Source organism: Mesorhizobium dulcispinae (genome assembly GCF_033977345.1).
GTDB classification, from domain to species: Bacteria; Pseudomonadota; Alphaproteobacteria; order Rhizobiales; family Rhizobiaceae; genus Mesorhizobium; species Mesorhizobium dulcispinae.
Window position 1 is genome coordinate 268,583 of sequence record NZ_JAVIIY010000004.1, and the last position, 26,090, is coordinate 294,672.

A 26,090-nucleotide genomic window follows, 5' to 3' on the forward strand; every position below is an offset into this window, starting at 1 on the left:
CGGGTTTGAAGCATGGCTTCGTTAAAAGACCTTCGTAACCGTATCGCCTCGGTCAAGGCGACGCAGAAGATCACCAAGGCGATGCAGATGGTCGCCGCGGCGAAGCTGCGTCGCGCGCAGGAAGCAGCAGAAGCGGCCAGGCCCTATTCCGAGCGGATGGGCGCGGTGCTGGCCAACATCACCCAGGCGATCGGCGGCGGCGGCGATGCTCCGGCGCTGATGACCGGCACCGGCAGGGACGATGTGCATCTGCTCATCGTCTGCACCGCCGAGCGCGGCCTGTGCGGCGGCTTCAATTCGCAGATCGCGCGTCTTGCCCGCGACCACATCCGCCGGCTTCTCTCCGACGGCAAGCAGGTCAAGATCATCTGCGTCGGCAAGAAGGGTTTTGACATCCTGCGCCGCGACTACGGCTCGCTGATTCTCGAGCGCGTCGACCTGCGCGAGGTCAAGACGCTCGGCTTCGCCAATGCAGATGCGATCGCGCGCAAGGTGATTAACCTGTTCAACCAGAATGGCTTCGACGTCTGCACGCTGTTCTATTCGCAGTTCAAGTCGGTGATCAGCCAGATCCCGACGGCGCAGCAGATCATCCCGGCGGCCCAGGCTTCCGCCGCCGCCGAGACGAGCAATGGCGCCACCGCCGTCTACGAATACGAGCCGGAGCCGGGCGAAATCCTCTCCGACCTCATCCCGCGCAACATCGCGGTGCAGATCTTCCGCGCGCTGCTGGAAAACGCGGCCGGCGAGATGGGCGCCAAGATGAGCGCGATGGACAATGCGACGCGCAACGCCGGCGACATGATCAACAGGCTGTCGATCACCTACAACCGGCAGCGGCAGGCGCAGATCACCAAGGAACTGATCGAAATCATTTCGGGCGCCGAGGCGCTCTAGGCGCGGGCCGCGCGGGGCAATGGCCTCGCAGCGGGCAGCGTGAACAACGGATAGACGAAAAGGGCAAAGACGATGGCGAAAGCAGCTACCCCGAAGACCGCCGCCAAGGCGGCACCGGCCCCCAAGGCGGCGGCAGCAGCCGCGAAGGCCGCTCCGGCCAAGAAAGCGGCCGCTCCGGCCAAGGCAGCGGCGCCCGCCAAGGCGGCAAGCGTTGCGGCGAAGCGGGTCGGCGCCGCCGGCAAGGTCCGCCAGGTCATCGGCGCCGTCGTCGACGTGCAGTTCGAAGATCATCTGCCGGCCATTCTGAATGCGCTCGAAACCGACAATGTCGGCAATCGCCTGGTGCTCGAGGTCGCCCAGCATCTCGGCGAGAACACCGTGCGCTGCATCGCCATGGACTCGTCGGAAGGTCTGGTCCGCGGCCAGGACGTCTTCGACACCGGCGGCCCGATCTCGGTTCCGGTCGGCCCGGGCATGCTCGGCCGCATCATCAACGTCATCGGCGAGCCGGTCGACGAAGCCGGCCCGGTCGACGCCGTCGAGCTGCGCGCCATCCACCAGCCGGCCCCGGCCTATGTCGACCAGTCGACGGAAGCTCAGATCCTGGTCACCGGCATCAAGGTTCTCGACCTGCTCGCTCCTTACGCCCGCGGCGGCAAGATCGGCCTGTTCGGCGGCGCTGGCGTCGGCAAGACCGTGCTGATCCAGGAGCTGATCAACAACGTCGCCAAGGCGCACGGCGGCTTCTCGGTGTTCGCCGGCGTCGGCGAACGCACCCGCGAAGGCAACGACCTCTATCACGAGTTCATCGAATCGGGCGTCAACAAGAAGGGCGGCGGCCAGGGTTCGAAGGCAGCGCTCGTCTACGGTCAGATGAACGAGCCGCCGGGCGCGCGCGCCCGCGTCGGCCTGACCGGCCTCACCGTTGCCGAGTATTTCCGCGACCAAGGCCAGGACGTGCTGTTCTTCGTCGACAACATCTTCCGCTTCACGCAGGCTGGCTCGGAAGTGTCGGCGCTGCTCGGCCGCATTCCGTCGGCCGTGGGCTATCAGCCGACGCTGGCCACCGACATGGGCGCGCTGCAGGAGCGCATCACGACGACGACCAAGGGCTCGATCACCTCGGTGCAGGCCATCTACGTTCCGGCCGACGACTTGACCGACCCGGCGCCGGCGACCTCCTTCGCCCACCTCGACGCCACCACCGTGCTCAACCGCGCCATCTCCGAAAAGGGCATCTACCCGGCCGTCGATCCGCTGGACTCGACCTCGCGCATGCTCGATCCGATGGTCGTCGGCGAGGAGCACTACCAGGTCGCCCGCCAGGTGCAGTCGATCCTGCAGCGCTACAAGTCGCTGCAGGACATCATCGCCATCCTTGGCATGGACGAGCTGTCGGAAGAGGACAAGCAGACGGTTGCCCGCGCCCGCAAGATCGAGCGCTTCCTGTCGCAGCCGTTCTTCGTCGCCGAAGTGTTCACCGGTTCGCCGGGCAAGCTGGTCGACCTCGCCGACACCATCAAGGGCTTCAAGGGCCTTTGCGCCGGTGACTACGACCACCTGCCGGAAGCCGCCTTCTACATGGTCGGCGGCATCGAGGAAGCGGTCGAGAAGGCGCAGCGCCTCGCGGCTGAAGCGGCGTAACGAAGCGAATAGCGAATAGGGAGTAGCGAATAGGGATCAGTGGGCCGGCCGAGTTTCTTCACTACTCGCTACCCACTATTCCCTACTCGCTAGACAGGCATGGCTGAAGCTTTCAAGTTCGAACTGGTCTCGCCGGAGCGGCTGCTCGTTTCCGAACAGGTCGATTCCGTCGTCATCCCGGGTGCCGAAGGCGAGATGACGGTGTTGGCGCAGCACGCTCCGGTCATGACCATGATCAAGCCCGGCGTCGTCACGGTGAAGACCACGGCGGGCAAGGAAGAGCGCTATGTCGTGTTCGGCGGCTTCGCCGACATCCTGCCTTCGGGCTGCACGCTGCTGGCCGAATCGGCGACGCATGTGAACGACATCGACCGCGCCGATATTGCCCGCCGCATCCAGGAGGCGAGGGAAGACGCCGCCGACGCCAAGGATGACGAGAGCCGCGCCAAGGCCGAGCAGTTCCTCAGCCAGCTCACCACGCTGGAAGGCGCGCTGCTGCCGGCCTGAAATCGGCTGCTGACAATGGATTGAAAAGGCGGGGCTTGCCCCGCTTTTTTGTTTGCCCGGTTTTCTCCTTTGATGGACAGTCCGCCCTGCTTGTCGGAGCGTCTTGCCGTTTCACGGAAACGGCGGGCCGCTCTACAGCCGGCTCTACATCAACCGGGTCGCCGTCCAGTTCGAGGACCTCGGCGAATACTCTACCGGGGACATACGCTCGGCCCGGCTGCAGCGGGAGACGCTGCCGCAAGGCGCCTCCTATCTGGTGATCAACTATGATGTGACCTCGGTCGGCGACGACACACCGGAAATCACGGTGCTGGCCGGGGAATATTTCATGCTCGGCGACAACCGCGACAACTCGGCCGACAGCCGCTTCACCATGGGCACGGTGCCTTACGGGAATCTCGTCGGCAAGGCGGCGCGGGTGTTCTGGAACTCGAACGGCGTCGATTATGCCGCGCGGCAGGTCGTGAACGGGTCCGCGGGCGAATAGCTACTCGGCCAGCCTGGGCGGCTCGTTGCCAATGCCGAGCGCGGCGAGAGCCAGCTTCGGACCACCCTGCTTGACATGGACCAGATGAGTGGCGACAAACTCGATCAACCTCTGGCGCTCCGCGTGGCCGTTGGCAAAGCCGGCGAGGTCGAACACGGTCGCCGTCATCTCCGCTGTCGGCAGATTGCGGCCGAACAGGTCACTGAGGGCGGCATCGAGCGGATCGGTGAAATGGCCTTGCGGCAAGCTGCTGCCGCGCGCGGCGCATGCGGCGATCCAGGCGGCGACAACCAGCGACAAATGTTCCGGCAGCAGGCCCGCCTCCTGCCGCGCAAGGGCCGAGGCAACGATGCGCTGCGGCAGCTTCTGGCTGCCGTCATTGGCGATCTGCGCCGTGCGGTGGGCGAGCGCCGTGTTGGAAAAACGCTCGGCGAGCTCGGCCGTATAGGCGGTCGTATCAAGCCCGGCGTCGTCCGGCAGCGTACGGATGGCTTCGGCCCACAACGCATCGACGAATCGCCGGATCGCGGGATCGGCGAAGGCACGATCGACGGTGGCGTGGCCGCTGAGCAGGCCGAGATAGGCGATGCCTGAGTGGGCGCCGTTGAGCAGTCTCAGCTTCATGTCCTCGAAGGGCCCGACATCCTCGACCATGGTGACGCCGAATTTTTCCCAGGCCGGGCGCCCGGCCGGGAAACGATCCTCGATCACCCATTGGCGGAACGGCTCGGTCATCACCGGCCAGGCGTCCTCGACGCCGAGCTCCTGCGCGACACGCGCCCGGTCTGAGTCGGTTGTCGCCGGCACGATGCGGTCGACCATGCTCGACGGGAAGGCTACTTGATCGGCAACATAGCCGGCTAACGGCTGGTCGCCTGCGCCGGCTCGGGCATCCCGCAGCTTCGCGAACTCGACCAGCAATTTGTGCAGCGTCGCGCCGTTGGCCGGGAGATTGTCGCAGCAGAGCACGGTGAAAGGCGGCGCGCCGGCAGCGCGGCGGCGGACGAGCGCCTCGGTGAGAAAGCCATGCGCGGTCCTCGGCGATCCAGGGTTCGCCAGATCGTGCACGATGTCGGGATGGGCCTCGTCGAGCGTGCCGTCCGCCGCACGCAGATATGCCTTTTCGGTAATGGTCAGCGTGACGATGCGGATGCGCGGATCGGTGAGCGCTGCCAGAACCGCGCCGGGATCCTCCGGCGCCACCAACAGTGACAGGATCGAGCCTATGACCTCAAGCTGCTCGCCGGCGCTGTCCCTCACCGCCAGTGTGTAGAGCCCATCCTGCGGCGCCAGCGCATCGCGGGTGTCGGGGCTGCGCAGCGAGACGCCGACGATGCCCCAATCCGCCTCGCCATCCGCCAGGCAGGCATCGACATAGGCCGCCTGGTGCGCCCGATGAAAAGCGCCGACGCCGAGATGGACGATGCCGGGCGTCACGGCGCCGCGGTCGTAGCGCGGTATGGCTGTTGCGCCTGGCAGTTTCGCGATGGAGGCATTCGAAAGACGGCTGTTCATTGGCATTTGAAGTCTCCGATCGGCGCGTCGAGCCGCTCGCTGGGCAGGAGCGGAAGGCTGCGGCGTAGCATCCGTCGCTGCCCCGTACAATGGCCGGGCTCTTCATCCGGCGCGCCGGCGCCGTCGGCCTGAACCGAGGCTGACTGGAAATGGACATCAATCTGAAGACGGTCTTTCGGCTCTCTCAGAGCTTCACCAGGCGCGTGCTGTCGGCGTCAAGGCGCTGGAGGCGGGTCGGCTGGTCGACAGCTTTGCGCCCCATCGAGCCGACTTCCTCGCCTGAGGCGCAGCTTGTGAAATGTCGGAAAGGAAAACCCGCGCCGGTGGGCGCGGGTTTGTTGCCTGGGCGCCTGTGGCGCCGCCGCGGTACTCTGAACATCGCCGCAGGACCACAAGCTGCCGCAACATGGTGAAGATAGGTTTAACGAAGAAAGGCTGGAACTCTGCCGGCATATCGGCCAAAGAGACGGCGGGCCGTAGATCATTATTCGGCCACGGATGCCGGCTTTGGCAGCGGATGGACTAAAGCGCGTCGCGATCTTTCAGATTCGCTCCATGCTTTAGGTTTTTTTAGTTTAACGCATGTCTTCATCCCGAAACCGGGTCCCACTTTCGGGAGATATGCTTAGGCCGGCGGGAGAGAAAGGCTTAGGCCGGCGGGAGAGAAAGTCGGAAATGGACGTGGTACAAAAATCGGAAGCCTTTTTGCGCGAGGCCGCCAGGCGGCCGATCAGGGAGATCCGGCGCCTGGCGTTGGATATCAAGCGGCTGTGGCGGCTTTGGGTTACCGGAGGCGCGGCGCGCTACAAGAAGATATTCATCGCCGGCTGCGCGCGCAGCGGAACGACGCTGACCCAGCGTCTGATGGGATGTTTCGACGACACTTTCGTCCATAGGGCCGAAGCGAAATATACCCAGCTGGATATGCTGGACCGTCCCGAAACCAACCTTGTCGTCAAGCGCACCGAGCGGGGTCACGTGCATCTGACGAGATTGCCTCGCGCCATTGGCCTGATCTACTGCGTCCGCCACCCTTTCGACGTGCTCACGAGCTCGCATCCGGAAAGCAGGGCGGAGCGCCGGTTCCATGTCACGTCCGAACGCTGGCTGGCGGAATACGAGGCTTTGCTGCGGCTGAGAAAGGCGCAGCCGAACCGCGCGATCGTCTATGTCCGCTACGAGGACATGATCGCTCGGCCGGACGAGGTTCAGGAGCGGATCGCGCGAGCATTCGACCTCAGGCCGCGTATCCGCTTCAGCGAGGATACCGGCAACCCGATACGGGCAACCTCGCTCCAGAAATGGGAACGGAACGAGGAGTATCTTGCCTATATCAAAGGCCTGCCGCCGGCGTTCCTCGACCGGCTGAGAGGCTTCTGCGACGAATTCGGCTACGACATGCCGGAGTGGGCAAGCGCGTGACGTCGATGCTTGGTCTTTCTGTCGAACGGCACGGCCCGTTGATTACGCCCGATATGCTGCCGGGCGATGAGGGGACCAGCATAAACGGCCCATCGCTGGTTAAGATGCCGGCCTGGGCGAGCGGCCGGCTCGGAGCCTATCACCTCTATTTCGCGCATCACAACGGCACTTCCATCCGGCTGGCCTATTCAGACACGCTGCAAGGCCCCTGGCGGATCCACCCGGGTGGAGTGCTTTCGCTTGGCGAATGTCCTTTTGTCAGGGGTCACATCGCCTCCCCCGACGTGCATGTCGACGAGCAGAATGAACGCATTGTCATGTATTTTCACGGCCCGGAGCTGCATGGCCGCGAGCAGACGACCTTTGCGGCCACGTCGGTCGACGGCCTTCACTTCGAGCCCAGCGCCCGTGCGCTCGGGCCGTCCTATGCGAGGATCTTTCACCACGACGGCTACTGGTACGGGCTCTTCGGCACGGGCAAAATAAGGCTTCGCCGTTCGCTCGACGGTCTTTCCGGTTTCGAGGAAGGGCCGATCGTGCTGCCGGGCTCGCGCTGGGCTCGACCGAGGCACGCGGCGGTGCAGAAAAGCGGGGGCTCGCTGACCGTCTACTATACATGCAAGGGCGATGCGCCCGAGCGCGTGTTTTACGGCAGCATCGACCTCTCCGGGGACTGGCGGCGCTGGGCTGTGTGCGGCAGAACCGAATTGCTGAGGCCGGGCACCGATTATGAAGGCGCCGGCCTGCCGGTTCGCCGCAGCCGAGTGGGCATGGCAAGGCGCAAGGAGAACGGACTGCGCGATCCGGCCATTTTCGAGGAGGATGGCCGGACCTGGCTGCTCTATGCCATCGCGGGCGAAAGCGGCATTGCTCTGGCCGAAATCCGACCGGGTGAACCCAGGGCTGCCGGCTTGCGAAGATCGATTGCGGACCTATGGAGCCGGCTCGGGGTGTGACGCATCATCACTTGCGGCTCAGCGTTGTTGCAGCGCCAGCCGAATCCCGAGCGCGCAATAGATGCCGCCGACCACCTTGCCCTGCCATTTCAGCACCGCCGGGTTGCGGCGCAGGAAGGAGCCGAGACATCCGGCGGAGACCGCGAAGACCACCGTGCTGAAGAGGCCAAGGAGGACAAAGACGGCGCCGAGGACCGTCAGCTGAAGCGCGACCGATCCGTGTTCCGGGCGTACGAACTGGGGCAGGAAGGCAAGAAAGAACAGCGCGGTCTTCGGGTTCAGCACCTCGGTCAATATGGCCTGGCGGAACGCCTTGCCCGCCGGCACGGCCAGGGCGTTGCCCGCGAGATCGGCCGGCGCCTTCTCGAGGATGGCGCGGATGCCGAGGTAAACGAGATAGGCCGCGCCGATATATTTGACGATGGAAAACAGCATCGCCGAGGTGGCGATGACGGCCGAAATGCCGAAGATCGCCATAGCGGTGTGTACGACGTCGCCCGCCGCGACGCCGGCACCGGTGGCGATGCCGACCTTGGTTCCCGAGCTCGTCGCCCGCGCCACGGTAAGCAGCGTGGCAGGGCCCGGAATGAAGACGAAGCCAAGCACGATCGCGACATAGGTCGCCAACGTGGCCAGGTCGATCATTGCCGGGTTCCTCCGCTGCGGGCCGGGATAACAAGCCATTCTTTGACCGGAAAGGCAATGCGACAGCGATGCGCCAGCAAAACGGCGAGTAAGCACGGGTTCGCATAGCGTTCGGGCGATCTTCCTCTTAAGAAGGCTACCTCAGCCGAATCCGGGAATCACTCTCAATGCAAAATTCGATGGCGGGGCGGACATCGATGGCGGGCATTCCGGCGGAGGGGCGCGATCCGAAGCGGCGCGTGCTGAAGGACGTGTTCGGCTTCGACGATTTTCGTCCCGGCCAGGCCGACGTGATGGAGGCTCTGCTCTCCGGACGCCATGTGCTGGCGGTCATGCCGACCGGCGCCGGCAAGTCGCTCTGCTACCAGGTTCCGGCACTGGTCCTGGGCGGGCTCACCATCGTCGTCTCGCCGCTGGTGGCGCTGATGCAGGATCAGGTCGCGGCGCTGCGGCTCGCCGGCGTCGCCGCCGACACGATCAATTCCTCGCTCGAGCGCGATGCCAATGTCGCGGCATGGCGCCGCGTCGCGTCGGGCCAGACGCGGCTGCTCTATCTCGCGCCGGAGCGGCTGATGACCGAACGGATGCTCGACGCGCTCGCCAGGCTCGACATCAGACTGATCGCCGTCGACGAGGCGCATTGCATCTCGCAATGGGGACCGGCCTTCCGGCGCGAATATGAAGACCTTGCGCGGCTGCGCGACATCTTTCCGGAAGTGCCGATCATCGCGCTGACGGCGACCGCGGACGAGACGACGCGCACCGACATTTCGGCGCGGCTGTTTGCCGACCGGGTCGACACGCTGGTGCTGGGCTTCGACCGGCCGAACATCAAGCTCGCCATCGAACCGAAGCAGGACAGCAAGCGCCAGCTGCTGCGCTTCGTCGAACGCCATTCGGGGCGCAGCGGCATCGTCTACTGCCTGTCGCGCCGGAAGACGGAGGAGATGGCGGCCTTCCTCGAGCAAAACGGCGTTACCGCGCTCGCCTACCATGCCGGCATGAGCAAGGATGCGCGTGAAGCGAATCAGAACGCTTTCATGACGCTCTCGGGCGTCGTCATGGTAGCGACGATCGCCTTCGGCATGGGTATCGACAAGCCGGACGTCGCCTATGTCTTCCACACCGACCTGCCGGCGAGCCTGGAGGCCTATTACCAGGAGATCGGCCGCGCCGGCCGCGACGGCCGGTCGGCGGAGGCGCATATGCTCTACGGCCTCGGCGACATCCGCACGCGCCGCCTGTTCATCGACGACGAAGATGCCTCGCCCGAGCACAAGCGGCGCTCGCACGGCCGGCTGGACACCCTGATCGGCTATTGCGAGACGGCGCAGTGCCGCCGCCAGGTGCTGCTCGGCTATTTCGGCGAGGAGGCGCAGCCCTGCGGCAATTGCGACAACTGCCTTAACCAGGCGCCGCGCGCGGACGGCAGCACCGAGGCGCGCATCATCCTCGCGGCCGTCGCGCAAACCGGCGAACGGTTCGGCGCTTCCCATATCGTCGACATCCTCCTCGGCCACGAGACCGAGAAGGTGCTGGCCAGGAGTCATCAAAGGCTTGCCACCTTCGGCGCCGGCGCGGCGCACAAGCGGCCTGCGTGGCTGTCGCTGATCCGCCAGCTCGAGGCGGGCGGGTTCCTGATGCCGGATCCGGACGGCTATGGCGGCCTGGCCATTTCCGAAAGCGGCCGCGCGCTCGGCCGCGGCGAGACTGCGTTCGAGTACCGCGTCGAGACGCGGCATCGTTCCCTGCGCAACAAGGCGCGTTCGGCCCTGGCCCAGGCGGGCACCGACGATCTGGACGCCGCCCTGCTCGCCGCGCTCAAGGCGCTGCGGCTGCGCTTGGCCAAGGAACGCCAGGTGCCGGCCTATGTCGTCTTTTCCGACCGCACGCTGATCGACATGGCCGAACGCCGTCCGCGCGACCTCCATGCCTTCGCGCAAGTAAACGGCGTCGGCGAGGCAAAGCTCAGGGAGTTCGGCGAGGTGTTCCTGAGCGCGATCGCTGCGCATCAGGCGGCCGCCTAGCGCCTTTCGATCCGCGACGGGGTGCTGCCCCGCACAGGAGTTGCCGCCAACAAGGAAGCGCTTCGCTGTCCTTGCCGGCGGTCTCCTGTTTGATCAGCGTCGTGCGGAAGTTCAGGCCGCAGCAGGCAGCGCCTCGATACCGTGGCGCTGCATGGCGGCGCCGATCCGGGCAAAGTCGGGCTGCGCCTGCGGCTCGACGGTGCCGATGTCGCGGAAGAAAGCGATCATGGACGGCTCGACAAGCACCAGCATCCGTACAGGGCGGCCGCTGTCGTTGGAGTAATTGTGCGGCGCCCTCGGGCCGATGCGCACGGAAGTACCGGGACCGGCGACGGTCACTTCGGGCGGGCCGCCCGTGCCAAAATGACGGACGGTGAGCGTGCCTTCCAGCACATAGAACAACTCGGGCGACGCGTGGCTGTGCGGCGGAGTGCCGGAACCCGGCGGGACCTCGACCTCGATGAGTTCAAGGCTGGAATCGGCGATGCCGCCGAGCAGGCGGATGCGGTCGGCGACGACCCAGAGCGTCTGGGCGGCCTCGGGAGTGGTGACGTTGAAGTTCATGGCTTGTCTCTTTGGTTTGCAACTTCCGCCGGTGAATGACCCGGGGTGACCGCGGACAGGATCACCTCGAGCGCCCAGGATGCGGTCTCGCCGGCCTGGGCGCCGGTGAGACCGCCATAGTCCTTCAGAACCTCCCATGCGGAGGCCGAGAAGAGCAGGTGAGCCAGCGCCTCGACCTTCTCGGCGTCGGCGGGCTGAAGAGAGGAAATGGCGGGAGCCAGCGCGCGCCTGAAATTGGCGCGGCGACCCGCCACCGTGCCCATGCGCATCTCACGGCCGGTCCGCGAATGCAGCGATGAGCGGATGGCTGCGTCGTGCATATCGAACCGCGGGAAGGCACGCCGAGGGCCATCGATGATGTCCTTGGGGGTCTCTGGGGTCGTAGAGGCTCCTATCCGGGCATTCAGCCAAGGCCAAAAGGCAGTCAGCAGATCATCTTTGGTGGCGAAGTGGCGGAACACGGTCCGCCTCTGCACCCCCGCCTTTTGGGCGATCGCCTCCATGCTGATCTCGTCCGCGGCGGTGGCCGAATCCATCAGCTCAAACAAGGCACAAAGGATCGCCTCATGCGTTTCGCGCGCTTTCTCTTCGCGCATGGGGCTGTTGTAGGTGCGGACTTGCGACACGCGGGTGCTCCTAATTGGTGACACTATCTGTGTCATGAAAATTGACGGCTGTCAATTGGTGTCATCGATGGTGTCATTAATCGAAATCGAAGCGCGGCGCTGCTGTCGCCGGGGCTTTGGTCTAGCGCTTCTGGGTTGGATCGCGGGCACTCAGGCTCTCGATCCGAACCGAGGCTTCGGAATTCCGATTGAATGCCAGCTGCGCCGATGGATCGACGCCTACAGCCCTGGCGAGCAAATCTCGTTTGCCGGAATCTGGAAGACACCGCGCACGGTCGTACAGATCTTGTAGCGGCCGGTTTGCTTCTTCTGCGGTTTTTCCCGCTCTGCCACGGACGGCGAAGCCGACGTCGGCTTGGTCCTGCGAACGGTTTTCTTCTGCTCGGTGCGCGCAGGCTGCTCCGGCTTGGGTTGCGCGACAACGGGCGGGGCCGGGGGTGGTTTTGGCGCCTCGGCGGCTCGGCCGGCCGCAGCCTTGTCCGCCGCAGCCTTGTCCGCCGCGGCCCTGTCCGCCGCGGCCTTGTCGGCTGCCGCCTTGGCGCGGGCGGCTTCCATCAATGCCTCGGTTTCGGCGATTAGCCGGTCGCGCTGCTTGAGCGTGAAGAAGCTCGATGACGGCAGGCCTTCCGACTTCTGCCAGTCGGCGATGGCGCGACGTGTCTTGGGACCGAACGTGCCGTCGAGATCGCCGAGGTCGTAACCCAGCGCCTGGAGGCGGAGCTGCAGGTCGAGACGAGCCGCCGTGTCGAGGCCGAGCGCGGATTCGGAGATATCGGTTCCAGTGTCCGGCGCCACGGTCGGCATCGAGGGCACCGACGAGCGGCTTGCCGAACTCGAATCGGCGGCGGCGACAGTCGTGCCCTTCGGCTGCTTCAACTGATCGATGTTAAGGTGGGCGAGGTCAACAAAAGCCCCCTTGGGGAATTGCTGCAGATAGGCCTCGTAATGCGCGATGGTGTTGCGCTTGGAGGCCTCGTCCCACACGCGCTGCTCGATTTCCCATCCGCGCGCATCCGAGCTTGGGGGCTCGACCGGGGCCTCGGCCGCGGACGGCTGCGGAGCCGGCGCGGCCGGTGGCGGCGCCTGCGGGCCGATAAAGACCTCGCGGCCGAGCGAGGCGTTGTGCCAGGGCCGCTGGCGTCCGTTCGTCTCGGCCGTCACTTCACCGCGGACCCGGGTCAGCGCGCTCTGGATTTCCACGCCCGGCTCGGCGAGATGCCTGGCCAGCGACATCGTGTAGGGGCTGTTGGTACCGCTGCCGTCGTAGGAGACGGCACCGGGATCGGTCGCGAAGGCGATCAGCACGCCGCCTGTGCCGACGTCCGACCCGCTAATATCGATAGGCGCCAGGCCCGGCGCGGTGGTCGAGCGGCTCTTCGGCAACGCAGCCGCCAGGGTCCTCGCCAGCGGATTGTCGCGACAGGCATCTAGGATGACGATGCCGACGGCCGGGTCGGGCGGCAGGGCGGCGAGCAGCTCGTCCATCTGGACGGTGCGGGTCTTGAGATGCGCCGGAGCTGTGAGCTCGGCATCGATCGGGATCAGATAATTCTTGCCGTTCACCTGCATGCCGTGGCCGGCGTAGTAGATCAGCGCCGTATCCGCGTCGTACGAGGCCTCGGTGAACTTGTTCAGCCGATCCCGCATCCCGGCATAGTCGAGGTCGACGCCTTCGATGACGTTGAACCCCGCCTTGCGCAGGACTTCGGCCATCAGCCGGGCATCGCCGGCGGGATTGGCAAGGGCCGGCGCGTAGACATATTTGCTGTTGCCGATGACCAGGGCGACCCGATTGCTGCCGGCGGCAAGGGCACTTGCCTGCGGCCAACCGGCAGCAGCCACGAAGAACAAACCAACAATGGCGGCCCAGAACCTCATCGCGCGCACTCTCAATCAAGTTGCGGCTTTGCCTGCTCGTTCCAGTCGCAATTTCACGTGGGGGATGCCCCTTCCATGAAATATATAACACATTAGCGCCGTCGAATGCGTATCCCGTCGCGCTTTGAGCCGTTGCGAGTTGGCGATCCCCGACAGGTTGCCTGGCGAACCGGCTCAGGGGTGGTTCGGAAGATGGCGATTTTGCCAAACGGGGCGGGAAACCGCAGGCGTAGCTGCATGGCCAGACGCCGCGTCGGGCCTAGCCGCCCCTGTGGAAACATTCCCTATTGCAATAACTCAAAAGAGGAGGTTCGATTAAGTTTCCGGGGGAGGACACGGCAAGTGAACAGGGGTGTTGTGCGGCTTATTCCGAAGCCGAGAACTTCAATATTTATCTGTGGTTGTGGCCATACCGGCTCGACCTTGCTCGCCCGGATATTGGCCGCCCATCCGGATATCTTCAGCGTCCCGCGGGAAACAAGCGCTTTTGTCTCGGACAAAGGCGCCAGATGGACCAAGCTAAGCTTGCTTTTGCTTGAGGCGGCCATTTCGCGGCGGAGCGTCTGGGTCGAAAAAACCCCGGGTCACATCCATTGCACCCGTCAGATACTCGAGACGATCCCGGGCGCTCGTTTCATCGTCGTCACGCGCGACGGCCGGGATGTCGTGACATCGCTCGGGCAGCGTTACGAGGGCGATTTCGACAGAGCGTTCCAAAGGTGGGTCGCCGACAGCAAGGCCTCGATGCTCTGTGTCGAGAGAGGCGGGAGCATGCTGTGGCGCTACGAGGACTTTATCGAATCGCCTGCGCTTTCCATCGAACGGCTATGCCGCTTCATGGGCGTGGCTTTCGATCCTGCCATCCTGGACTATCACCAGCATCCGGTCGTCTGGGGAAGGGACAGGAAAATTCGAACGGCGCATTCCGCCCGCCGTTTGGCACAGGTCAACCAACCGATCACCGACTACAGGGGCGGCTGGAGATCGACCCTGCCCGTGGACGTCGCCTCGCGTTTCGAGGCGGGTGAGGCCCGTGAGCTGATGGCCTATTTCGGATATTGCTGAGAGCGGCGGTCGCCCTCCTTCGCCGAGGCTTCGGAGGGCATCCTGCTTCGCGCGGAAGGTTGGACTAATCCTGAGCCAAGTTCCATCGAAATTATCACCTTTGTCCCGCTGCAGCGGCGAAATTTCGACAAAAGCTGTGCTCGAAAAGCTTTAGGTACGAAGCTGCTGGGGACATGGGGACCCAGCGACCGGTCTTAGAGGGCTATCAGCCTGGGTGGAATCCGCGAATGACAATCGTCATTGACAATGCCGCAAGCTGGCGCGACATCGCCCGCGTGGGGGACGGCGAAAATCTTGCGTTGGCGCCGGCCGCTTGGGATCGTATCGCGCATGCGAACCGCATCGTGGGAAGCCTCGTCGAAAAAGGCATCCGCGCCTATGGCGTGAATACCGGGGTCGGGGCGCTTGCAAGCCAGGTGGTGGCGCCGGCCCTCCAGGAGAAGCTCTCGCGCAACATCATTCTCAGCCACGCTTGCGGCGTCGGCGAGCTGGTGCCCGAGCGCAGTATCCGCGCCGTCATTGCCGTGCAGGTGGCAAATTTCGCGCATGGCCATTCGGGCGTGCGGCCAGAGATCGTCCGCAACCTGCTCGCCTTCCTCGAGCGGAAATGCGTTCCGGATGTTCCTTCCCGGGGATCGGCCGGATATCTCACGCACAATGCCCACATAGCGCTGGTGCTGATCGGCGAGGGCAGGGCAAGCGTCGCCGGGCGCAGGATGAGCGGACGCCAGGCGCTGGCCGAGATCGGCCTGGAGCCGCTGGTTCTGGGCGCCAAGGAAGGTTTGAGCCTCGTCAACGGCACGGCATGCGCAACCGGCCTGGCAAGCATCGCGCTGGTTCGCGCCGAGCGTCTGCTGCGTTGGGCCGATGCCGCGGCGGCGCTCACGCTGGAAGCCGCCGGCGGGCAGATGGCGGCCTTCAACGAACATGTGCTTGCCATGAGGCTTTCGCCCGGCAATCCAGGCCGTTGGCGCTTCATTGCGGCGCTTGCTCGACGGCAGCGGGCTGATCGCGGCGGCGCACGGCAGTCGCACGCAAGATGCGCTCAGCCTTCGCGCGGTGCCGCACGTGCATGGCGCGGCGCGAGAGGTGCTGGAGCGCTCCGCGCAACTGGTCGATCGTGAACTGGCTTCGATAACCGACAATCCCGCCGTGTCCGGCACGCCCGATGACCCCCTGGTGTTTTCGCAGGCGCATGCAGTCGCACCAGCGCTCGGGCAGACCGCCGACGCTTTGACGATTGCCCTGGCGCAGGTCGCGGCCATGAGCGAACGTCGCATCGACCGCCTAGTCAACCCGCTGGTCAACAATCTGCCGGCATTTCTGGCGGCGGAGGGCGGTTGCAACTCGGGCTTCATGATCGCCCAGTACACCGCCGCTTCGCTGAGCAACGTCAACCGGCGCCTTGCCGCGCCGGCAGCAACAGACGGCGGCGTCACATCCGGCTTGCAGGAGGATTTCCTCGCTCACCCAACCGTGGCGGCCAACAAGCTTCTGGCCGTCATCGACAACGCTGAATATATTCTGGCGATCGAACTCATGGCAGCCGCGCAGGCGCATGATTTCCTGTCAGAAAAGGCGGCGCGCGCGCCAGGCACCGATGTCATCTATCGCGCTGTCCGTCAACGCGTCGCGCACTATAGCGACGATCGCCCGCTGTCATGGGACATGGAAATGCTGCGCGATTTCATCAGCGAAGCCGATGTGGCGCAGTAGCGGTGGGACGTCGAGACAAACTTGGAGCCGCCCTCCTACGCTAAAGCTTCGCAGGGCATCCTGCTTCCGTACAGGGCCCGGAAAGAGCGATTGGCGCTCGGGGCAGAACGGCAATTGTGAGAACGGCAGAAAGAGGAGAGGTGCCGTTTCGTATCTACCCCTCTTTTGGCCCGCTGACGATAAAAACGCGGGTGGCATTAGGTAGGTCGAAATTCAAGCTCAAATCTATTTGCGCGGCTGGAACGCTGCCAAAAACATCCACGCCGCTTGCAGCCAATATATCCAGTTGCCTGCGTTGACTCGTAGAAAGAGCTTCGAACCATGTCGGCTCATAAAAGACGTTCTCGACGTGCTTTACGGAAAACTGAAGGCAAGCCATGGCCTGCTGATTTTTCGGCAAATTGTGAATTTGATTTGCTATGACCTGCCCTGGCGCATCGTTTGTATCCAACCACGAAATGCAGATCTTGCTATCACCGTTTCCGGCAAAACTAGATATGAAAATCTGCTCTAGCTGTTCGTCTGTAAATCCTTGCTGAAGTTCATTCCCAATGAGGTCCGTGAATGGAGACCAAGCCCCAGCCAGCATGAACGGTAAAGTGCCTCCAAACTCGATTACCATCGAGCGCAGCACGTCGTCCCGGCCTCCAACCAGCGCTTGTGTGAGCTTGCCATAGGTGTTTTTTAGGTCCTTTTTTGCCAGCTCATTTCCTTGATCGATAAGGTTTAGCAGGGCTTGTAATTGGATCTGTTCGACGGGCAACTTCCCTTTGTCCGCGTCTCGCAATGTCTCTCTGAGATGACTTGCTGCATCCTTTCCATAGAACTCCCTGCTCAACGTACGATAGGCTATTGCGAGGCATTGGTCGGGTCGCCCGGTGAAGGGGTCATTTTCGATACAGGAGAAGAGGCTGCGGTCGTGCCCAGCACAAAATCCGTAAAAGACAGATGCGTCGCCAATGCCGACCTCGGCGGCCGTCAGCATTCCGCCGTTCTTTGCCAACTCGGACGGATTAGCGCTATAGCACACGACTTTGCCGAGCCTTGCGATTTTCGTCAGATTTGGACCGCGTGAAACGGTATGAGCCTTGATGATCTTGCCCTCGCAGGAGCCGAGCCCAGCACCTTGAGCGCAGCATTTCTTCTCGTGAAACCCTTCTTGTTGGCCGCGACCGCATCCCAAGGGTTGCCCTTCTCCTGCAGGCTCCGATTGAGGTGGCACTTCTTGTATTTCTGTCCTGATCCGCACCAACAGGGGTCGTTCCGTCCAAGGCCTTTCATTGCTTTCCACCGCTTTCCATCTTTTCCCAAGCTTGTTGCATCTGACATCCTCAGTTCCAAGTCTCAAACCGCGCGCGTCGAACAGCCTGATGACTTCAGTTAACTGTTGGCGCGCGACGAATCGTCTGCCAAATATCTCACCTTTCGACGCCGGCGATGTGTCTTTTCGCCGGGATGGGTGGGGGTATAGGTGATCGACGATTTGGAAGTCAGAGGCGAGATCTCGCAGGCGTTCGGCCGTGCGCTCGATGAACTCGTGCGAGATCGGATGAAAGGGCTCACCGAGGAGCCCGATATCACCTCCCGCATTGGTCAGCGGCTCGAAGATCGGTTCAACGACAGGGTGTTGCGCGGCTACCGTGTTCGCGTCATCACCGAGACCATTAATTCCCACGGCCGCAAGAGTCTCGAGAAGCCGATGGGCACGGATCTCTATTTCGCTATCTCGGTGGAGGATGACCTGGGCAACACAGCAACCAAAGGCGTGCTCGTTCAGGCCAAGCGTCAGGATAAGCTCAACTTCCGAGAACTTGCCGAACAATGCCGTCGCATGAACATGGTCACGAAGAAGGGGTCGGTCGTGTGGATATATTCCCCGACCGGCATCGACGTTATCAGGTCGGTGGATGTGCCGAAGCGCAGTTCGTCAAGCTTCGGTGTCGACAAGCTATTCGACCGAGTACTGGAATGCGAGTTGGGCGATCGGCGAAAGGTGCCGAACGGTCAATTTGGCGATCGCGGCGAGTTGAAAGCGATGATCGAAACGCTCGGCGCGAAGAACGCTGTATGGCTCGATCTCGAACCGAAATAGCCCGATCCTAAGGACCGGAAGGTCCGCTTTCACCCTCCTAGCGCCGGGAGCGTTCTGTCCGGCTACTGCCTACACGCGACGTTCGGGCGTTGGCTTACCGAGGTCGGTGGCCATGGCAGAGAAAATGAGAAATTGGGTCAATGGGCGAGGTCGCTCGCAAAAGCGAATGCCTGAGGAGCTTGCCGAGGGCTCTCCGACAGGCACGCCGCGCTCTTAAAGTGCAAGGAATGGTGCAAGGAAATCTCTGATCGGCTCAGAAAACGAAATAAAAATAGAGATTTATGGGAAAGTTCTGGCGGAGAGGGAGGGATTCGAACCCCCGATACCCTTGCGAGTATGCCGCATTTCGAGTGCGGTGCATTCGACCACTCTGCCACCTCTCCGCGAGGTCATGGTCGGCCGTTGCCGGCGCGCCGCACTAGATAACGGCTGACTGTCGCAGTTACAAGGCCTTATTCCACCGATTTTCCGCTTCCCGGAAAAGCATCGGCGAGGCGACCGTCCGACCTTTGCCGGCAACGTCGCTCGGCGTATCTTCAAGGCAAGGCCCGCTTGCCTTGACTTCCGCGCAACCTTCGGTTAGGGACAGCCCGCATTCGGCGTGGGGGCTTCTCCGCGCCGCTTGTTTTTTGAACCCGCAGACTGACAAAAAGACGGCCGAACCGCTTGAGGCGGTTCATCAAGGCCGACCGAACAGCGAAAGGCAAAAAATGTTCGCAGTCATCAAAACGGGCGGCAAGCAGTATCGCGTCGCCGCCAACGATCTCTTGAAGATCGAAAAAGTCGAAGCCAAGGTCGGCGAAATCGTCGAGATCGGCAATGTGCTCGCGCATGGCGAGGGCGAGAATGTCACCTTCGGCGCTCCGTTCGTCGATGGCGCCATGGTCACGGCGGAAGTCGTCGAGCAGGGCAAGAACCGGACCGTCATCGCTTTCAAGAAGCGCCGCCGCCAGAATTCGCGCCGCAAGATCGGCCACCGCCAGCTTTTGACCACCGTCAGGATCGCCGAGATCCTGCTGGGTGGCGCCAAGCCGTCGAAGAAGGCCGCTGCCAAGCCGGAAGCCAAGGCAGAAGTCGCCGCCGAGGCGAAGGCAGAGGCCGCCCCGAAGGAGGCCAAGGCCAAGAAGGAAGCCAAGGCCAAGGCCGCACCGAAGGAAGAAGCCAAGGCCGAGACCGCCGCTGCGCCGCTGTTCAAGGCGCCGAAGGGCGAGCCGGACGATCTGACGGTGATCAAGGGCATCGGCCCGGTCGCCGCGAAGGATCTTAACGAGCAGGGCATCGTCACCTTCGCGCAACTCGCCAAGCTGACCGACAAGGATGTCGCCAAGATCGACGAGCACATGCCGTTCAGCGCCGACCAGATCAAGGACTGGCGCGAGCAGGCCAAGGAACTGGCGAAGAAGAAGTAAGGCTGATCGGCGATAATCGTCGCCGGTACGGACTTGAAACGGAACGCGAACGCGTTCATAAGACCATTCAAGCGCCTCAGGGCGCATCGGAGTTAGTTAGATGGCACACAAGAAAGCTGGCGGTTCGTCGCGCAACGGTCGCGACTCGCACTCCAAGCGTCTCGGCGTGAAGAAGTTCGGCGGCGAAGCCGTCGTCGCCGGCAACATCATCATTCGTCAGCGCGGTACGCAATGGCATCCGGGCACCAACGTTGGCATGGGCACGGACCACACCCTCTTTGCGCTCGAAGCCGGCGCAGTCACCTTCAACAAAAAAGCCAACGGCCGAACCTACGTCTCGGTAAACCCGATCACCAAAGCAGCGGAGTAGCCGGTTCCGCACCATAACACCGGCGCCCATCTCGGGAACCGGTGTCTGGCCAGGCCAGGAAAAGGATCAGGAGAGATGGGCTTCCATCTCTCCTTTTTCATTTTTCTTATGCCCTGGAGGACTAAAATGGTTGCCGAAGCGGAAGACACCGAAGACGAAAGTTACGCGATCGACTGCCCGGTGCTCGCCACCGAGCGGCTGGTTATGCGCGCGCCGCGCGAGAGCGACCTCGAGCAACTGGTGGCTTTGGCCGACAACCGACATGTCGCCGAAATGCTGGCCCGCATGCCGCATCCTTACGGCGAGGCCGAAGGGCGCGCCTTCCTGGCCATGGCCTCATCGCGCCGCGCCGGCATCGTCTATGCGCTGACGCTTGCCGGAACCGGCACTTTCGTCGGCTGCGCGGGCCTCAACACCACCGATCGCGGGCTGGAGCTCGGCTACTGGATCGGCGAGCCCTACTGGAAGCGCGGCTACGCGACGGAAGCCGCGCACGCCCTGGTCGACCTCGCCTTCCAGAAGACCTCGATCCAGGTGCTGCATGCCTCGACCAGGGTCATCAATCCGGCCTCCCGCCGGGTCATCCACAAGTGCGGCTTCCAGTATGCCGGCCAGGGCATGCTGAACTCGATCGTCGCCGGCCAGGTGCCGGTCGAGCGCTACCGGCTGGATCGCAAGACGTGGACCAGCCTGCGGAACTGGGTCCATTTCTGAGGTGTGCCGATATTCAGGTGAGACCGGCCTGCAAACACTGATTTTCTGCGCTTCCGGTGCTCACGTACTTAAGTACGCTCCGCTCCGGTTCTCGAAACCCAGTGTTTTCGGCTCGGTCTGACCTGAATCTGAACGCACCTCGGCGCAGGCCGAACCGTCAAAAGGACTCAGCTCAGTTCGACCCACACCGGCAGGTGATCCGATCCACGCGCCTGCCGGTCGACCCACAGCCGCTTCAGTGAGCCGGCGAGCGAGGCGCTGGTGAAAACATAGTCGATGCATTTGTGGCGGGCCGCATCGTCGGGCCGCTTGGGGTCGATCCAGGTGAACAGGCCGGAAACGTCGAGGCGCTGGGCGACGTCGACGGCGAGGTCGGCGGTCAGCGGCATGCCGAACTCATGGTCCGTGCGTCCGGCGAGTTCGACATATTCGGGCGACCCGGGCAGCATGTTGAAGTCGCCCATGACGACGAAGGCCTCCGGGTAGGGCAGGTCCGGCAGGCCGATCTCGGGAATGCCGGAAAGGCCGCCGCCCTCCAGCGCATAGTTGAGCAGGCGCTGGCGCAGGAAACGGATCTGGCTCTGGCGCTCGACGGGACTGCGGTGGTCGAGATGGGTGGAGTAGAAGCGGATGAAACCGAGCGGGGTCTCGATGAGCGCCTCGAGCGCGCCGCGCTGGAAGTTCATCCGCTCCAGACTGCGGCTGCGCGGCAGAAGGAGATTGCGCGACAGGTGAATGGGCGTCTTCGACAGCACCATGTTGCCGAGCTGGAAGGTCCGGGTGACGGCGCGGCCGGCATCCAGGCGCGAGCCGATATTGACCTCGAAATTGCTGCCATAGGCGGCAAAATAGTCCGGCAACGCCTCGCCGATCTCGGCCACCATGTCGCGGTCGCCGTTGCGCGGATTGTTGCGGGTCACCTCCTGCAGCGCGATGACATCGGCGCCGCGCACGGCGTCGGTGATGCGGCCGACATCGTATTTGTCGTCGAGGCCGATGCCGTATTGGATGTTGTAGGTGACGAGCTGCATTCCGGTACTCCAACACCAACGCGAAACCGCGAAAAGCGGAAACGATCGTCGCGCGGGACCATTCGCAATCGGGCAGTGCCGGGATGTTCACCATGTGCCCAAAAGCGTGTGCCAGCGCTTTCGTCACAAAACAGCCTCGCCCTGGGCCCCGCCTTGGTTTAGAGCAATCGCGCAAGGCAATCAGCAGAAACCTCGAAAATCAGATGAAATTCCTCGATCAAGCCAGGGTTTACATCCGTTCCGGCGACGGCGGCGCCGGATCGCTATCGTTCCGCCGTGAGAAATTCATCGAGTTCGGCGGCCCCGACGGCGGCGACGGCGGCCGCGGCGGCGATGTCTGGGTGGAAGCGGTCGACGGGCTGAACACGCTGATCGACTATCGCTACCAGCAGCATTTCAAGGCCAAGACCGGCATGCACGGCATGGGCCGCAACATGACCGGCGCCAAGGGCGCCGACATCACGCTGAAGGTGCCGGCCGGCACCCAGGTCTTTGCGGAAGACAACGAGACGCTGATCTGCGACCTGACCGAAGTCGGCCAGCGCTTCCTGCTCGCCAAGGGCGGCAATGGCGGCTTCGGCAACCAGCATTTCAAGACCTCGACCAACCAGGCGCCGCGCCGCGCCAATCCGGGACAGCCGGGCGAGGAGTTGAGCATCTGGCTGCGGCTCAAGCTGATTGCGGACGCCGGTCTTGTCGGCCTGCCCAATGCCGGCAAGTCGACCTTCCTGGCGGCTGTCACCGCCGCCAAGCCGAAGATCGCCGACTATCCGTTCACCACGCTTTATCCCGGCCTCGGCGTCGCCCGCATCGACGGCCGCGAATTCGTGCTGGCCGACATCCCCGGCCTGATCGAGGGGGCGCATGAGGGGGTCGGCATCGGCGACCGCTTCCTCGGCCATGTCGAGCGCACGCGCGTGCTGCTCCATCTCGTCTCGGCGCAGGAGGAAAATCCCGGCAAGGCCTACAAGACCGTGCGCGCCGAGCTCGAAGCCTATGGCCATGGGCTGGCCGAGAAGCCCGAGATCGTCGCGCTCTGCCAGGTCGACATCCTCGATGCGGACGCCCGCAAGAAGAAGGCGACCTCGCTGAAGCGCGCCGCCGGCCGCGCGCCGATGCTGTTGTCGGCCGTCACGGGCGAAGGCGTCGAGGCCGTCTTGCGCGCGCTGATGGCGGTTGTCGCCGAGGCGCGCGATGCCGTTCCCGCCCCTGTCGATACGCGCTGGCAGCAAAACCCATGAAATCGCTGAAATCATACCGGCGCATAACCGTGAAGATCGGCTCGGCGCTGCTTGTCGATCGTACGACAGGGCTGAAGCGCGACTGGCTGACGTCGCTTGCCGCCGACATCGCGGTGCTCGCCAATGCCGGCGCGGAGGTTCTGGTCGTCTCGTCGGGCGCCATCGCGCTCGGGCGCACCATTCTCGGCCTCGGCAAGCGCGCGCTGAAGCTCGAGGAGAGCCAGGCCGCGGCTGCCGTCGGCCAGATCGCGCTCGCCGGGGCCTGGTCGGACGCGCTCGGCAAGGATGGGCTGAAATCCGGCCAGATTCTTCTGACCCTCGGCGATACCGAGGAGCGACGCCGCTACCTCAATGCGCGTGCCACGATCTCGACGCTGCTCAAGATGAAGGCGGTGCCGGTCATCAACGAGAACGACACGGTGGCGACCTCGGAAATCCGCTATGGCGACAACGACCGGCTGGCCGCGCGGGTGGCGACGATGATGGGCGCCGATCTTCTGGTGCTGCTTTCCGATATCGACGGGCTCTACACGGCGCCGCCGGCCAAGGACGCGGGGGCGAAATTCATTCCGGTGGTCGACCGCATCACGCCCGACATCGAGGCGATGGCGGGTGCCGCCGCTTCCGAATTGTCGCGCGGCGGCATGCGGACGAAGCTCGATGCCGGCAAGATCGCCAACGCCGCCGGCACGGCGATGATCATCACCTCCGGCACGCGGCTGTCGCCGCTGATGGCGATCGAGCGCGGCGAGCGCGCGACGTTCTTCAAGCCGAGCGCCAATCCAGTGAAGGGCTACAAGACCTGGATCGCCGGGCAGCTCGAGCCGGCGGGGCGGCTGACAGTCGATGCCGGCGCGGTCGGCGCGCTGAAATCGGGCAAGTCGCTGCTGCCGGCGGGTGTGAAGCTCGTCAGCGGCAATTTCTCGCGCGGCGACACGGTAGCGATCCTGTCGCCCGAGGGCCGCGAGATCGCGCGCGGGCTGGTTGCCTACGATGCCGCCGATGCCGTAAGGATCGCGGGTTTGAAGACGGCCGAGATCGAAACTGTGCTCGGCTACGAGGCGCGCTCGGCGATGATCCATCGCGACGACCTTGTCGTAAGCGTCGCCGGCGACCAAGTATTGGCCAGCGAATGACCCAGCGGAGGATGAACCATGCTGACGCTGCATGAAAAATCCGGGGAAGATACCGTGGCGCTGATGGCCGGTATCGGCCGCCGCGCCCGCGCCGCCGCCCGACCGTTGGCCGTCGCCGCGACCGCGGCCAAGAATGCCGCATTAGCCGCCATGGCCGACGCCATCCTGCGCAATGAGCAGGCGATCCTCGAGGCCAACGCCATCGACATGTCGAACGGCGAGGAGGCCGGGCTGTCCGGCTCCTTCATGGACCGGCTGAAGCTGACGCCATCGCGCATCAAGGCGATGGCCGACGGCATCCGCGAGATCGCCGCGCTCGAGGATCCGGTCGGTGACGTGATTGCCGAATGGGACCGGCCGAACGGCCTCCATATCGAGCGCGTGCGCACGCCGCTCGGCGTCATCGGCGTCATCTATGAAAGCCGCCCGAACGTGACGGCCGATGCCGGCGCGCTCTGCCTGAAGGCGGGCAATCCGGTAATCCTGCGCGGCGGCTCGGATTCGATCAATTCGTCCTCTGCCATCCATGCCTGCATGGTCGAAGGGCTGAAGGCGGCGGGCCTGCCGCAAGATGCCATCCAACTGGTGCCGACCACCGATCGCGCCGCCGTCGGCGAGATGCTCAAAGGTCTCGGCGGCAATCTCGACGTCATCATCCCGCGCGGCGGCAAAAGCCTGGTCGGTCGCGTGCAAAACGAGGCGCGGGTGCCGGTCTTCGCGCATCTCGAAGGCATCTGTCATCTCTATGTCGATCGCTCCGCAAAACTCGACATGGCGGTGAAGATCGCCGTCAACGCCAAGATGCGGCGCACAGGTGTGTGCGGCGCGGCCGAGACGCTGCTGGTCGACCGCGCGGTGGTCTCAACGCATCTGGTGCCGATCCTGGAAGCGCTGCGCGCCGCCGGCTGCGAAATTCACGCCGACACCGAGGTGATGAAGGCTTTCTCGGATGCCAGTCCGGCGACCGATGCCGACTGGGTGACGGAGTATCTCGATGCCATCATCGCGGTGAAGCTGGTCGACGGCGTCGCCGGCGCGATCGACCATATCGAGACCTTTTCCTCGCATCACACCGAGGCGATCATCGCCGAGGATGCACAGGCGGTCGAAAAATTCTTCAACGAGATCGACTCGGCGATCCTTTTGCACAACGCCTCGACGCAGTTCGCCGATGGCGGCGAGTTCGGCATGGGCGCCGAGATCGGCATCGCCACCGGCAAGATGCATGCGCGCGGGCCGGTCGGCGTCGAGCAGTTGACCTCGTTCAAATACCGCGTCCGCGGTTCGGGACAGGTGAGGCCTTGACGTTGTTTGCCGCTAGGATCTGAGGGTGCCGCGCCCAGCCACCCCCCTCTGTCCTGCCGGACATCTCCCCCGCAAGGGGGGAGATCAGCTGTCATTTGGGGTTTCGCCAATTGTCGATGCTGCAGGGGTTGCGCCATCGATGGAGCTGCCAATCTCTCCCCTTGCGGGAGAGATGCCCGGCAGGGCAGAGGGGGGTGCTTAGCACCGTGCTTTCTCCAACCGAACCTGCCGTTCCCGCCCCTTACCTTCGCATGCCCCATGCCGGCAGGGGGCTTGCCGTCGGCCTGTTCGGCGGCTCCTTCAACCCGCCGCATGCCGGCCATGCGCTGGTCGCGGAAATTGCGCTGAGACGGCTGGCGCTCGACCAGCTCTGGTGGATCGTGACGCCCGGCAATCCGCTGAAAAGCGCGCGCGAGCTGGCGCCGCTCGCCCAACGCATCGTGCTGTCCGAAAAGATCGCCAGGAATCCGAAGATCAAGGTCACAGCCTTCGAGGCCGCGCAGCATGTCCGCTACACCTCCGACACGCTGGCGCTGGTCAAGGCGCGCAATCCGGGCGTCGACTTCGTCTGGATCATGGGCGCGGACAGCTTGCGCGATTTCCATCGCTGGCAGCGCTGGCGCGAGATCGTGCTGACCTTCCCGATCGCGGTCATCGACCGCCCGGGCGCCACGCTTTCCTTCCTGTCGTCGGTCGTCGCCAAGACCTTCGACTATGCCCGCATCGACGAAGGCGACGCGCCGCGGCTTGCCCGCATGCGGGCGCCGGCCTGGACCTTCATCCATGGTCCGCGATCGTCGCTCTCCTCCACCGCGATCCGCAACGCGGGGAAGGGGTAGCGCC

24 protein-coding genes, 1 tRNA gene and 2 pseudogenes are annotated in these 26,090 nt (G+C 64.0%); 18 read left to right on the top strand and 9 right to left on the bottom strand.

Annotation, left to right across the window (positions count from 1 at the left end):
- Nucleotides 1–12: 12 nt before the first annotated feature.
- From RFN30_RS12245 to lepB, 4 genes are all read left to right on the top strand, one after another.
- On the top strand, nucleotides 13–897 hold the full coding sequence (locus RFN30_RS12245; protein ID WP_320262335.1) for a F0F1 ATP synthase subunit gamma: 885 nt from the start codon (nucleotides 13–15) through the stop codon (nucleotides 895–897).
- Between the two features lie 72 nt (nucleotides 898–969).
- Nucleotides 970–2,541 (top strand): F0F1 ATP synthase subunit beta, encoded by a 1,572-nt coding sequence (atpD, locus tag RFN30_RS12250; RefSeq protein WP_320262336.1) that lies wholly within the window; start codon nucleotides 970–972, stop codon nucleotides 2,539–2,541.
- Between the two features lie 99 nt (nucleotides 2,542–2,640).
- Complete coding sequence (locus RFN30_RS12255; protein WP_320262337.1) at nucleotides 2,641–3,048, top strand: F0F1 ATP synthase subunit epsilon; 408 nt, start codon at nucleotides 2,641–2,643, stop codon at nucleotides 3,046–3,048.
- A 103-nt stretch (nucleotides 3,049–3,151) separates the two neighbouring features.
- Nucleotides 3,152–3,535 (top strand): signal peptidase I, encoded by a 384-nt coding sequence (gene lepB, locus RFN30_RS12260; protein ID WP_320262338.1) that lies wholly within the window; start codon nucleotides 3,152–3,154, stop codon nucleotides 3,533–3,535.
- Here lepB and RFN30_RS12265 read toward each other — a convergent pair whose 3' ends face one another.
- Nucleotides 3,536–5,050, bottom strand: a complete 1,515-nt coding sequence (locus RFN30_RS12265; RefSeq protein ID WP_320262496.1) for a mannitol dehydrogenase family protein — start codon at nucleotides 5,048–5,050, stop codon at nucleotides 3,536–3,538.
- Nucleotides 5,051–5,261: 211 nt separating this feature from the next.
- Here RFN30_RS12265 and RFN30_RS12270 point away from each other — a divergent pair.
- From RFN30_RS12270 to RFN30_RS12280, 3 genes and pseudogenes are all read left to right on the top strand, one after another.
- Nucleotides 5,262–5,333 (top strand): annotated as a pseudogene (locus RFN30_RS12270) (cupin domain-containing protein); the annotation flags it as partial.
- 392 nt (nucleotides 5,334–5,725) lie between these two features.
- Entirely contained in the window at nucleotides 5,726–6,472 is a 747-nt protein-coding gene (locus RFN30_RS12275) for a sulfotransferase family protein (RefSeq protein ID WP_320262339.1), read from the top strand.
- Nucleotides 6,469–7,428 (top strand): glycoside hydrolase family protein, encoded by a 960-nt coding sequence (locus tag RFN30_RS12280; RefSeq protein ID WP_320262340.1) that lies wholly within the window; start codon nucleotides 6,469–6,471, stop codon nucleotides 7,426–7,428. The genes RFN30_RS12275 and RFN30_RS12280 overlap by 4 nt, the downstream gene beginning before the upstream one ends.
- Before the next feature lie 18 nt (nucleotides 7,429–7,446).
- Here RFN30_RS12280 and RFN30_RS12285 read toward each other — a convergent pair whose 3' ends face one another.
- Nucleotides 7,447–8,073 (bottom strand): LysE family translocator, encoded by a 627-nt coding sequence (locus tag RFN30_RS12285; protein ID WP_320262341.1) that lies wholly within the window; start codon nucleotides 8,071–8,073, stop codon nucleotides 7,447–7,449.
- 179 nt (nucleotides 8,074–8,252) lie between these two features.
- Between RFN30_RS12285 and recQ the strand changes: the two genes are divergently transcribed.
- Entirely contained in the window at nucleotides 8,253–10,100 is a 1,848-nt protein-coding gene (recQ, locus tag RFN30_RS12290; RefSeq protein ID WP_320262342.1) for a DNA helicase RecQ, read from the top strand.
- A gap of 111 nt (nucleotides 10,101–10,211) precedes the next feature.
- Here recQ and RFN30_RS12295 read toward each other — a convergent pair whose 3' ends face one another.
- From RFN30_RS12295 to RFN30_RS12305, 3 genes are all read right to left on the bottom strand, one after another.
- Nucleotides 10,212–10,664: a cupin domain-containing protein gene (locus tag RFN30_RS12295; protein ID WP_320262343.1), complete on the bottom strand. Its 453-nt coding sequence runs from the start codon at nucleotides 10,662–10,664 to the stop codon at nucleotides 10,212–10,214.
- A complete protein-coding gene (locus RFN30_RS12300) occupies nucleotides 10,661–11,290 on the bottom strand; it encodes a TetR/AcrR family transcriptional regulator (RefSeq protein ID WP_320262344.1) in 630 nt (209 codons plus the stop codon). The genes RFN30_RS12295 and RFN30_RS12300 overlap by 4 nt, the downstream gene beginning before the upstream one ends.
- A gap of 219 nt (nucleotides 11,291–11,509) precedes the next feature.
- On the bottom strand, nucleotides 11,510–13,168 hold the full coding sequence (locus RFN30_RS12305) for a caspase family protein (RefSeq protein WP_320262345.1): 1,659 nt from the start codon (nucleotides 13,166–13,168) through the stop codon (nucleotides 11,510–11,512).
- 342 nt (nucleotides 13,169–13,510) lie between these two features.
- On the opposite strand from RFN30_RS12305, the gene RFN30_RS12310 reads away from it, so the two are divergent.
- Nucleotides 13,511–14,233, top strand: coding sequence for a sulfotransferase family protein (locus tag RFN30_RS12310; protein WP_320262346.1), 723 nt, complete (start codon nucleotides 13,511–13,513; stop codon nucleotides 14,231–14,233).
- A 227-nt stretch (nucleotides 14,234–14,460) separates the two neighbouring features.
- Nucleotides 14,461–15,949, top strand: a pseudogene (locus RFN30_RS12315) (HAL/PAL/TAL family ammonia-lyase).
- 154 nt (nucleotides 15,950–16,103) lie between these two features.
- Here RFN30_RS12315 and RFN30_RS12320 read toward each other — a convergent pair.
- Entirely contained in the window at nucleotides 16,104–16,934 is an 831-nt protein-coding gene (locus RFN30_RS12320) for a hypothetical protein (protein ID WP_320262347.1), read from the bottom strand.
- A 71-nt stretch (nucleotides 16,935–17,005) separates the two neighbouring features.
- On the bottom strand, nucleotides 17,006–17,278 hold the full coding sequence (locus RFN30_RS12325) for an SEC-C metal-binding domain-containing protein (protein WP_320262348.1): 273 nt from the start codon (nucleotides 17,276–17,278) through the stop codon (nucleotides 17,006–17,008).
- 142 nt (nucleotides 17,279–17,420) lie between these two features.
- Here RFN30_RS12325 and RFN30_RS12330 point away from each other — a divergent pair, with 142 nt between their 5' ends.
- Nucleotides 17,421–18,041: a hypothetical protein gene (locus RFN30_RS12330; protein ID WP_320262349.1), complete on the top strand. Its 621-nt coding sequence runs from the start codon at nucleotides 17,421–17,423 to the stop codon at nucleotides 18,039–18,041.
- Nucleotides 18,042–18,334: 293 nt separating this feature from the next.
- Here RFN30_RS12330 and RFN30_RS12335 read toward each other — a convergent pair.
- A tRNA-Ser gene (locus RFN30_RS12335) sits at nucleotides 18,335–18,424 on the bottom strand.
- A gap of 327 nt (nucleotides 18,425–18,751) precedes the next feature.
- On the opposite strand from RFN30_RS12335, the gene RFN30_RS12340 reads away from it, so the two are divergent.
- The 3 genes from RFN30_RS12340 (at nucleotide 18,752) to RFN30_RS12350 (ending at nucleotide 20,534) form a co-directional block, all read left to right on the top strand.
- Entirely contained in the window at nucleotides 18,752–19,450 is a 699-nt protein-coding gene (locus RFN30_RS12340; protein WP_320262350.1) for a 50S ribosomal protein L21, read from the top strand.
- A gap of 100 nt (nucleotides 19,451–19,550) precedes the next feature.
- Nucleotides 19,551–19,820, top strand: coding sequence for a 50S ribosomal protein L27 (gene rpmA / locus RFN30_RS12345; protein ID WP_040991608.1), 270 nt, complete (start codon nucleotides 19,551–19,553; stop codon nucleotides 19,818–19,820).
- A 126-nt stretch (nucleotides 19,821–19,946) separates the two neighbouring features.
- On the top strand, nucleotides 19,947–20,534 hold the full coding sequence (locus RFN30_RS12350) for a GNAT family N-acetyltransferase (RefSeq protein WP_320262351.1): 588 nt from the start codon (nucleotides 19,947–19,949) through the stop codon (nucleotides 20,532–20,534).
- A 167-nt stretch (nucleotides 20,535–20,701) separates the two neighbouring features.
- On the opposite strand, the gene RFN30_RS12355 is transcribed toward RFN30_RS12350, so the two are convergent.
- Nucleotides 20,702–21,565 (bottom strand): endonuclease/exonuclease/phosphatase family protein, encoded by an 864-nt coding sequence (locus RFN30_RS12355; RefSeq protein WP_320262352.1) that lies wholly within the window; start codon nucleotides 21,563–21,565, stop codon nucleotides 20,702–20,704.
- Nucleotides 21,566–21,768: 203 nt separating this feature from the next.
- Between RFN30_RS12355 and obgE the strand changes: the two genes are divergently transcribed.
- From obgE to RFN30_RS12375, 4 genes are all read left to right on the top strand, one after another.
- Complete coding sequence (gene obgE, locus RFN30_RS12360) at nucleotides 21,769–22,806, top strand: GTPase ObgE (protein ID WP_320262353.1); 1,038 nt, start codon at nucleotides 21,769–21,771, stop codon at nucleotides 22,804–22,806.
- A complete protein-coding gene (gene proB / locus RFN30_RS12365) occupies nucleotides 22,803–23,942 on the top strand; it encodes a glutamate 5-kinase (protein ID WP_320262354.1) in 1,140 nt (379 codons plus the stop codon). Before obgE ends, proB begins: the two co-directional genes overlap by 4 nt.
- An 18-nt stretch (nucleotides 23,943–23,960) precedes the next feature.
- Entirely contained in the window at nucleotides 23,961–25,247 is a 1,287-nt protein-coding gene (locus RFN30_RS12370) for a glutamate-5-semialdehyde dehydrogenase (protein WP_320262355.1), read from the top strand.
- A gap of 251 nt (nucleotides 25,248–25,498) precedes the next feature.
- Nucleotides 25,499–26,086: a nicotinate-nucleotide adenylyltransferase gene (locus RFN30_RS12375; RefSeq protein WP_320262497.1), complete on the top strand. Its 588-nt coding sequence runs from the start codon at nucleotides 25,499–25,501 to the stop codon at nucleotides 26,084–26,086.
- Nucleotides 26,087–26,090: the final 4 nt, after the last annotated feature.

Excerpts from the sequence above, each read along its gene's own strand:
- RFN30_RS12245 (WP_320262335.1), top strand. The coding sequence starts at position 13 with ATGGCTTCGTTAAAAGACCTTCGTAACCGTATCGCCTCGGTCAAGGCG.
- atpD (WP_320262336.1), top strand. The coding sequence starts at position 970 with ATGGCGAAAGCAGCTACCCCGAAGACCGCCGCCAAGGCGGCACCGGCC.
- RFN30_RS12255 (WP_320262337.1), top strand. The coding sequence starts at position 2,641 with ATGGCTGAAGCTTTCAAGTTCGAACTGGTCTCGCCGGAGCGGCTGCTC.
- RFN30_RS12265 (WP_320262496.1), bottom strand. The coding sequence starts at position 5,050 with ATGAACAGCCGTCTTTCGAATGCCTCCATCGCGAAACTGCCAGGCGCA.
- RFN30_RS12275 (WP_320262339.1), top strand. The coding sequence starts at position 5,726 with ATGGACGTGGTACAAAAATCGGAAGCCTTTTTGCGCGAGGCCGCCAGG.
- RFN30_RS12285 (WP_320262341.1), bottom strand. The coding sequence starts at position 8,073 with ATGATCGACCTGGCCACGTTGGCGACCTATGTCGCGATCGTGCTTGGC.
- recQ (WP_320262342.1), top strand. The coding sequence starts at position 8,253 with ATGGCGGGGCGGACATCGATGGCGGGCATTCCGGCGGAGGGGCGCGAT.
- RFN30_RS12295 (WP_320262343.1), bottom strand. The coding sequence starts at position 10,664 with ATGAACTTCAACGTCACCACTCCCGAGGCCGCCCAGACGCTCTGGGTC.
- RFN30_RS12305 (WP_320262345.1), bottom strand. The coding sequence starts at position 13,168 with ATGAGGTTCTGGGCCGCCATTGTTGGTTTGTTCTTCGTGGCTGCTGCC.
- RFN30_RS12320 (WP_320262347.1), bottom strand. The coding sequence starts at position 16,934 with ATGCTGACGGCCGCCGAGGTCGGCATTGGCGACGCATCTGTCTTTTAC.
- RFN30_RS12325 (WP_320262348.1), bottom strand. The coding sequence starts at position 17,278 with ATGTCAGATGCAACAAGCTTGGGAAAAGATGGAAAGCGGTGGAAAGCA.
- RFN30_RS12340 (WP_320262350.1), top strand. The coding sequence starts at position 18,752 with ATGTTCGCAGTCATCAAAACGGGCGGCAAGCAGTATCGCGTCGCCGCC.
- rpmA (WP_040991608.1), top strand. The coding sequence starts at position 19,551 with ATGGCACACAAGAAAGCTGGCGGTTCGTCGCGCAACGGTCGCGACTCG.
- RFN30_RS12350 (WP_320262351.1), top strand. The coding sequence starts at position 19,947 with ATGGTTGCCGAAGCGGAAGACACCGAAGACGAAAGTTACGCGATCGAC.
- RFN30_RS12355 (WP_320262352.1), bottom strand. The coding sequence starts at position 21,565 with ATGCAGCTCGTCACCTACAACATCCAATACGGCATCGGCCTCGACGAC.
- obgE (WP_320262353.1), top strand. The coding sequence starts at position 21,769 with ATGAAATTCCTCGATCAAGCCAGGGTTTACATCCGTTCCGGCGACGGC.
- proB (WP_320262354.1), top strand. The coding sequence starts at position 22,803 with ATGAAATCGCTGAAATCATACCGGCGCATAACCGTGAAGATCGGCTCG.
- RFN30_RS12370 (WP_320262355.1), top strand. The coding sequence starts at position 23,961 with ATGCTGACGCTGCATGAAAAATCCGGGGAAGATACCGTGGCGCTGATG.
- RFN30_RS12375 (WP_320262497.1), top strand. The coding sequence starts at position 25,499 with ATGCCCCATGCCGGCAGGGGGCTTGCCGTCGGCCTGTTCGGCGGCTCC.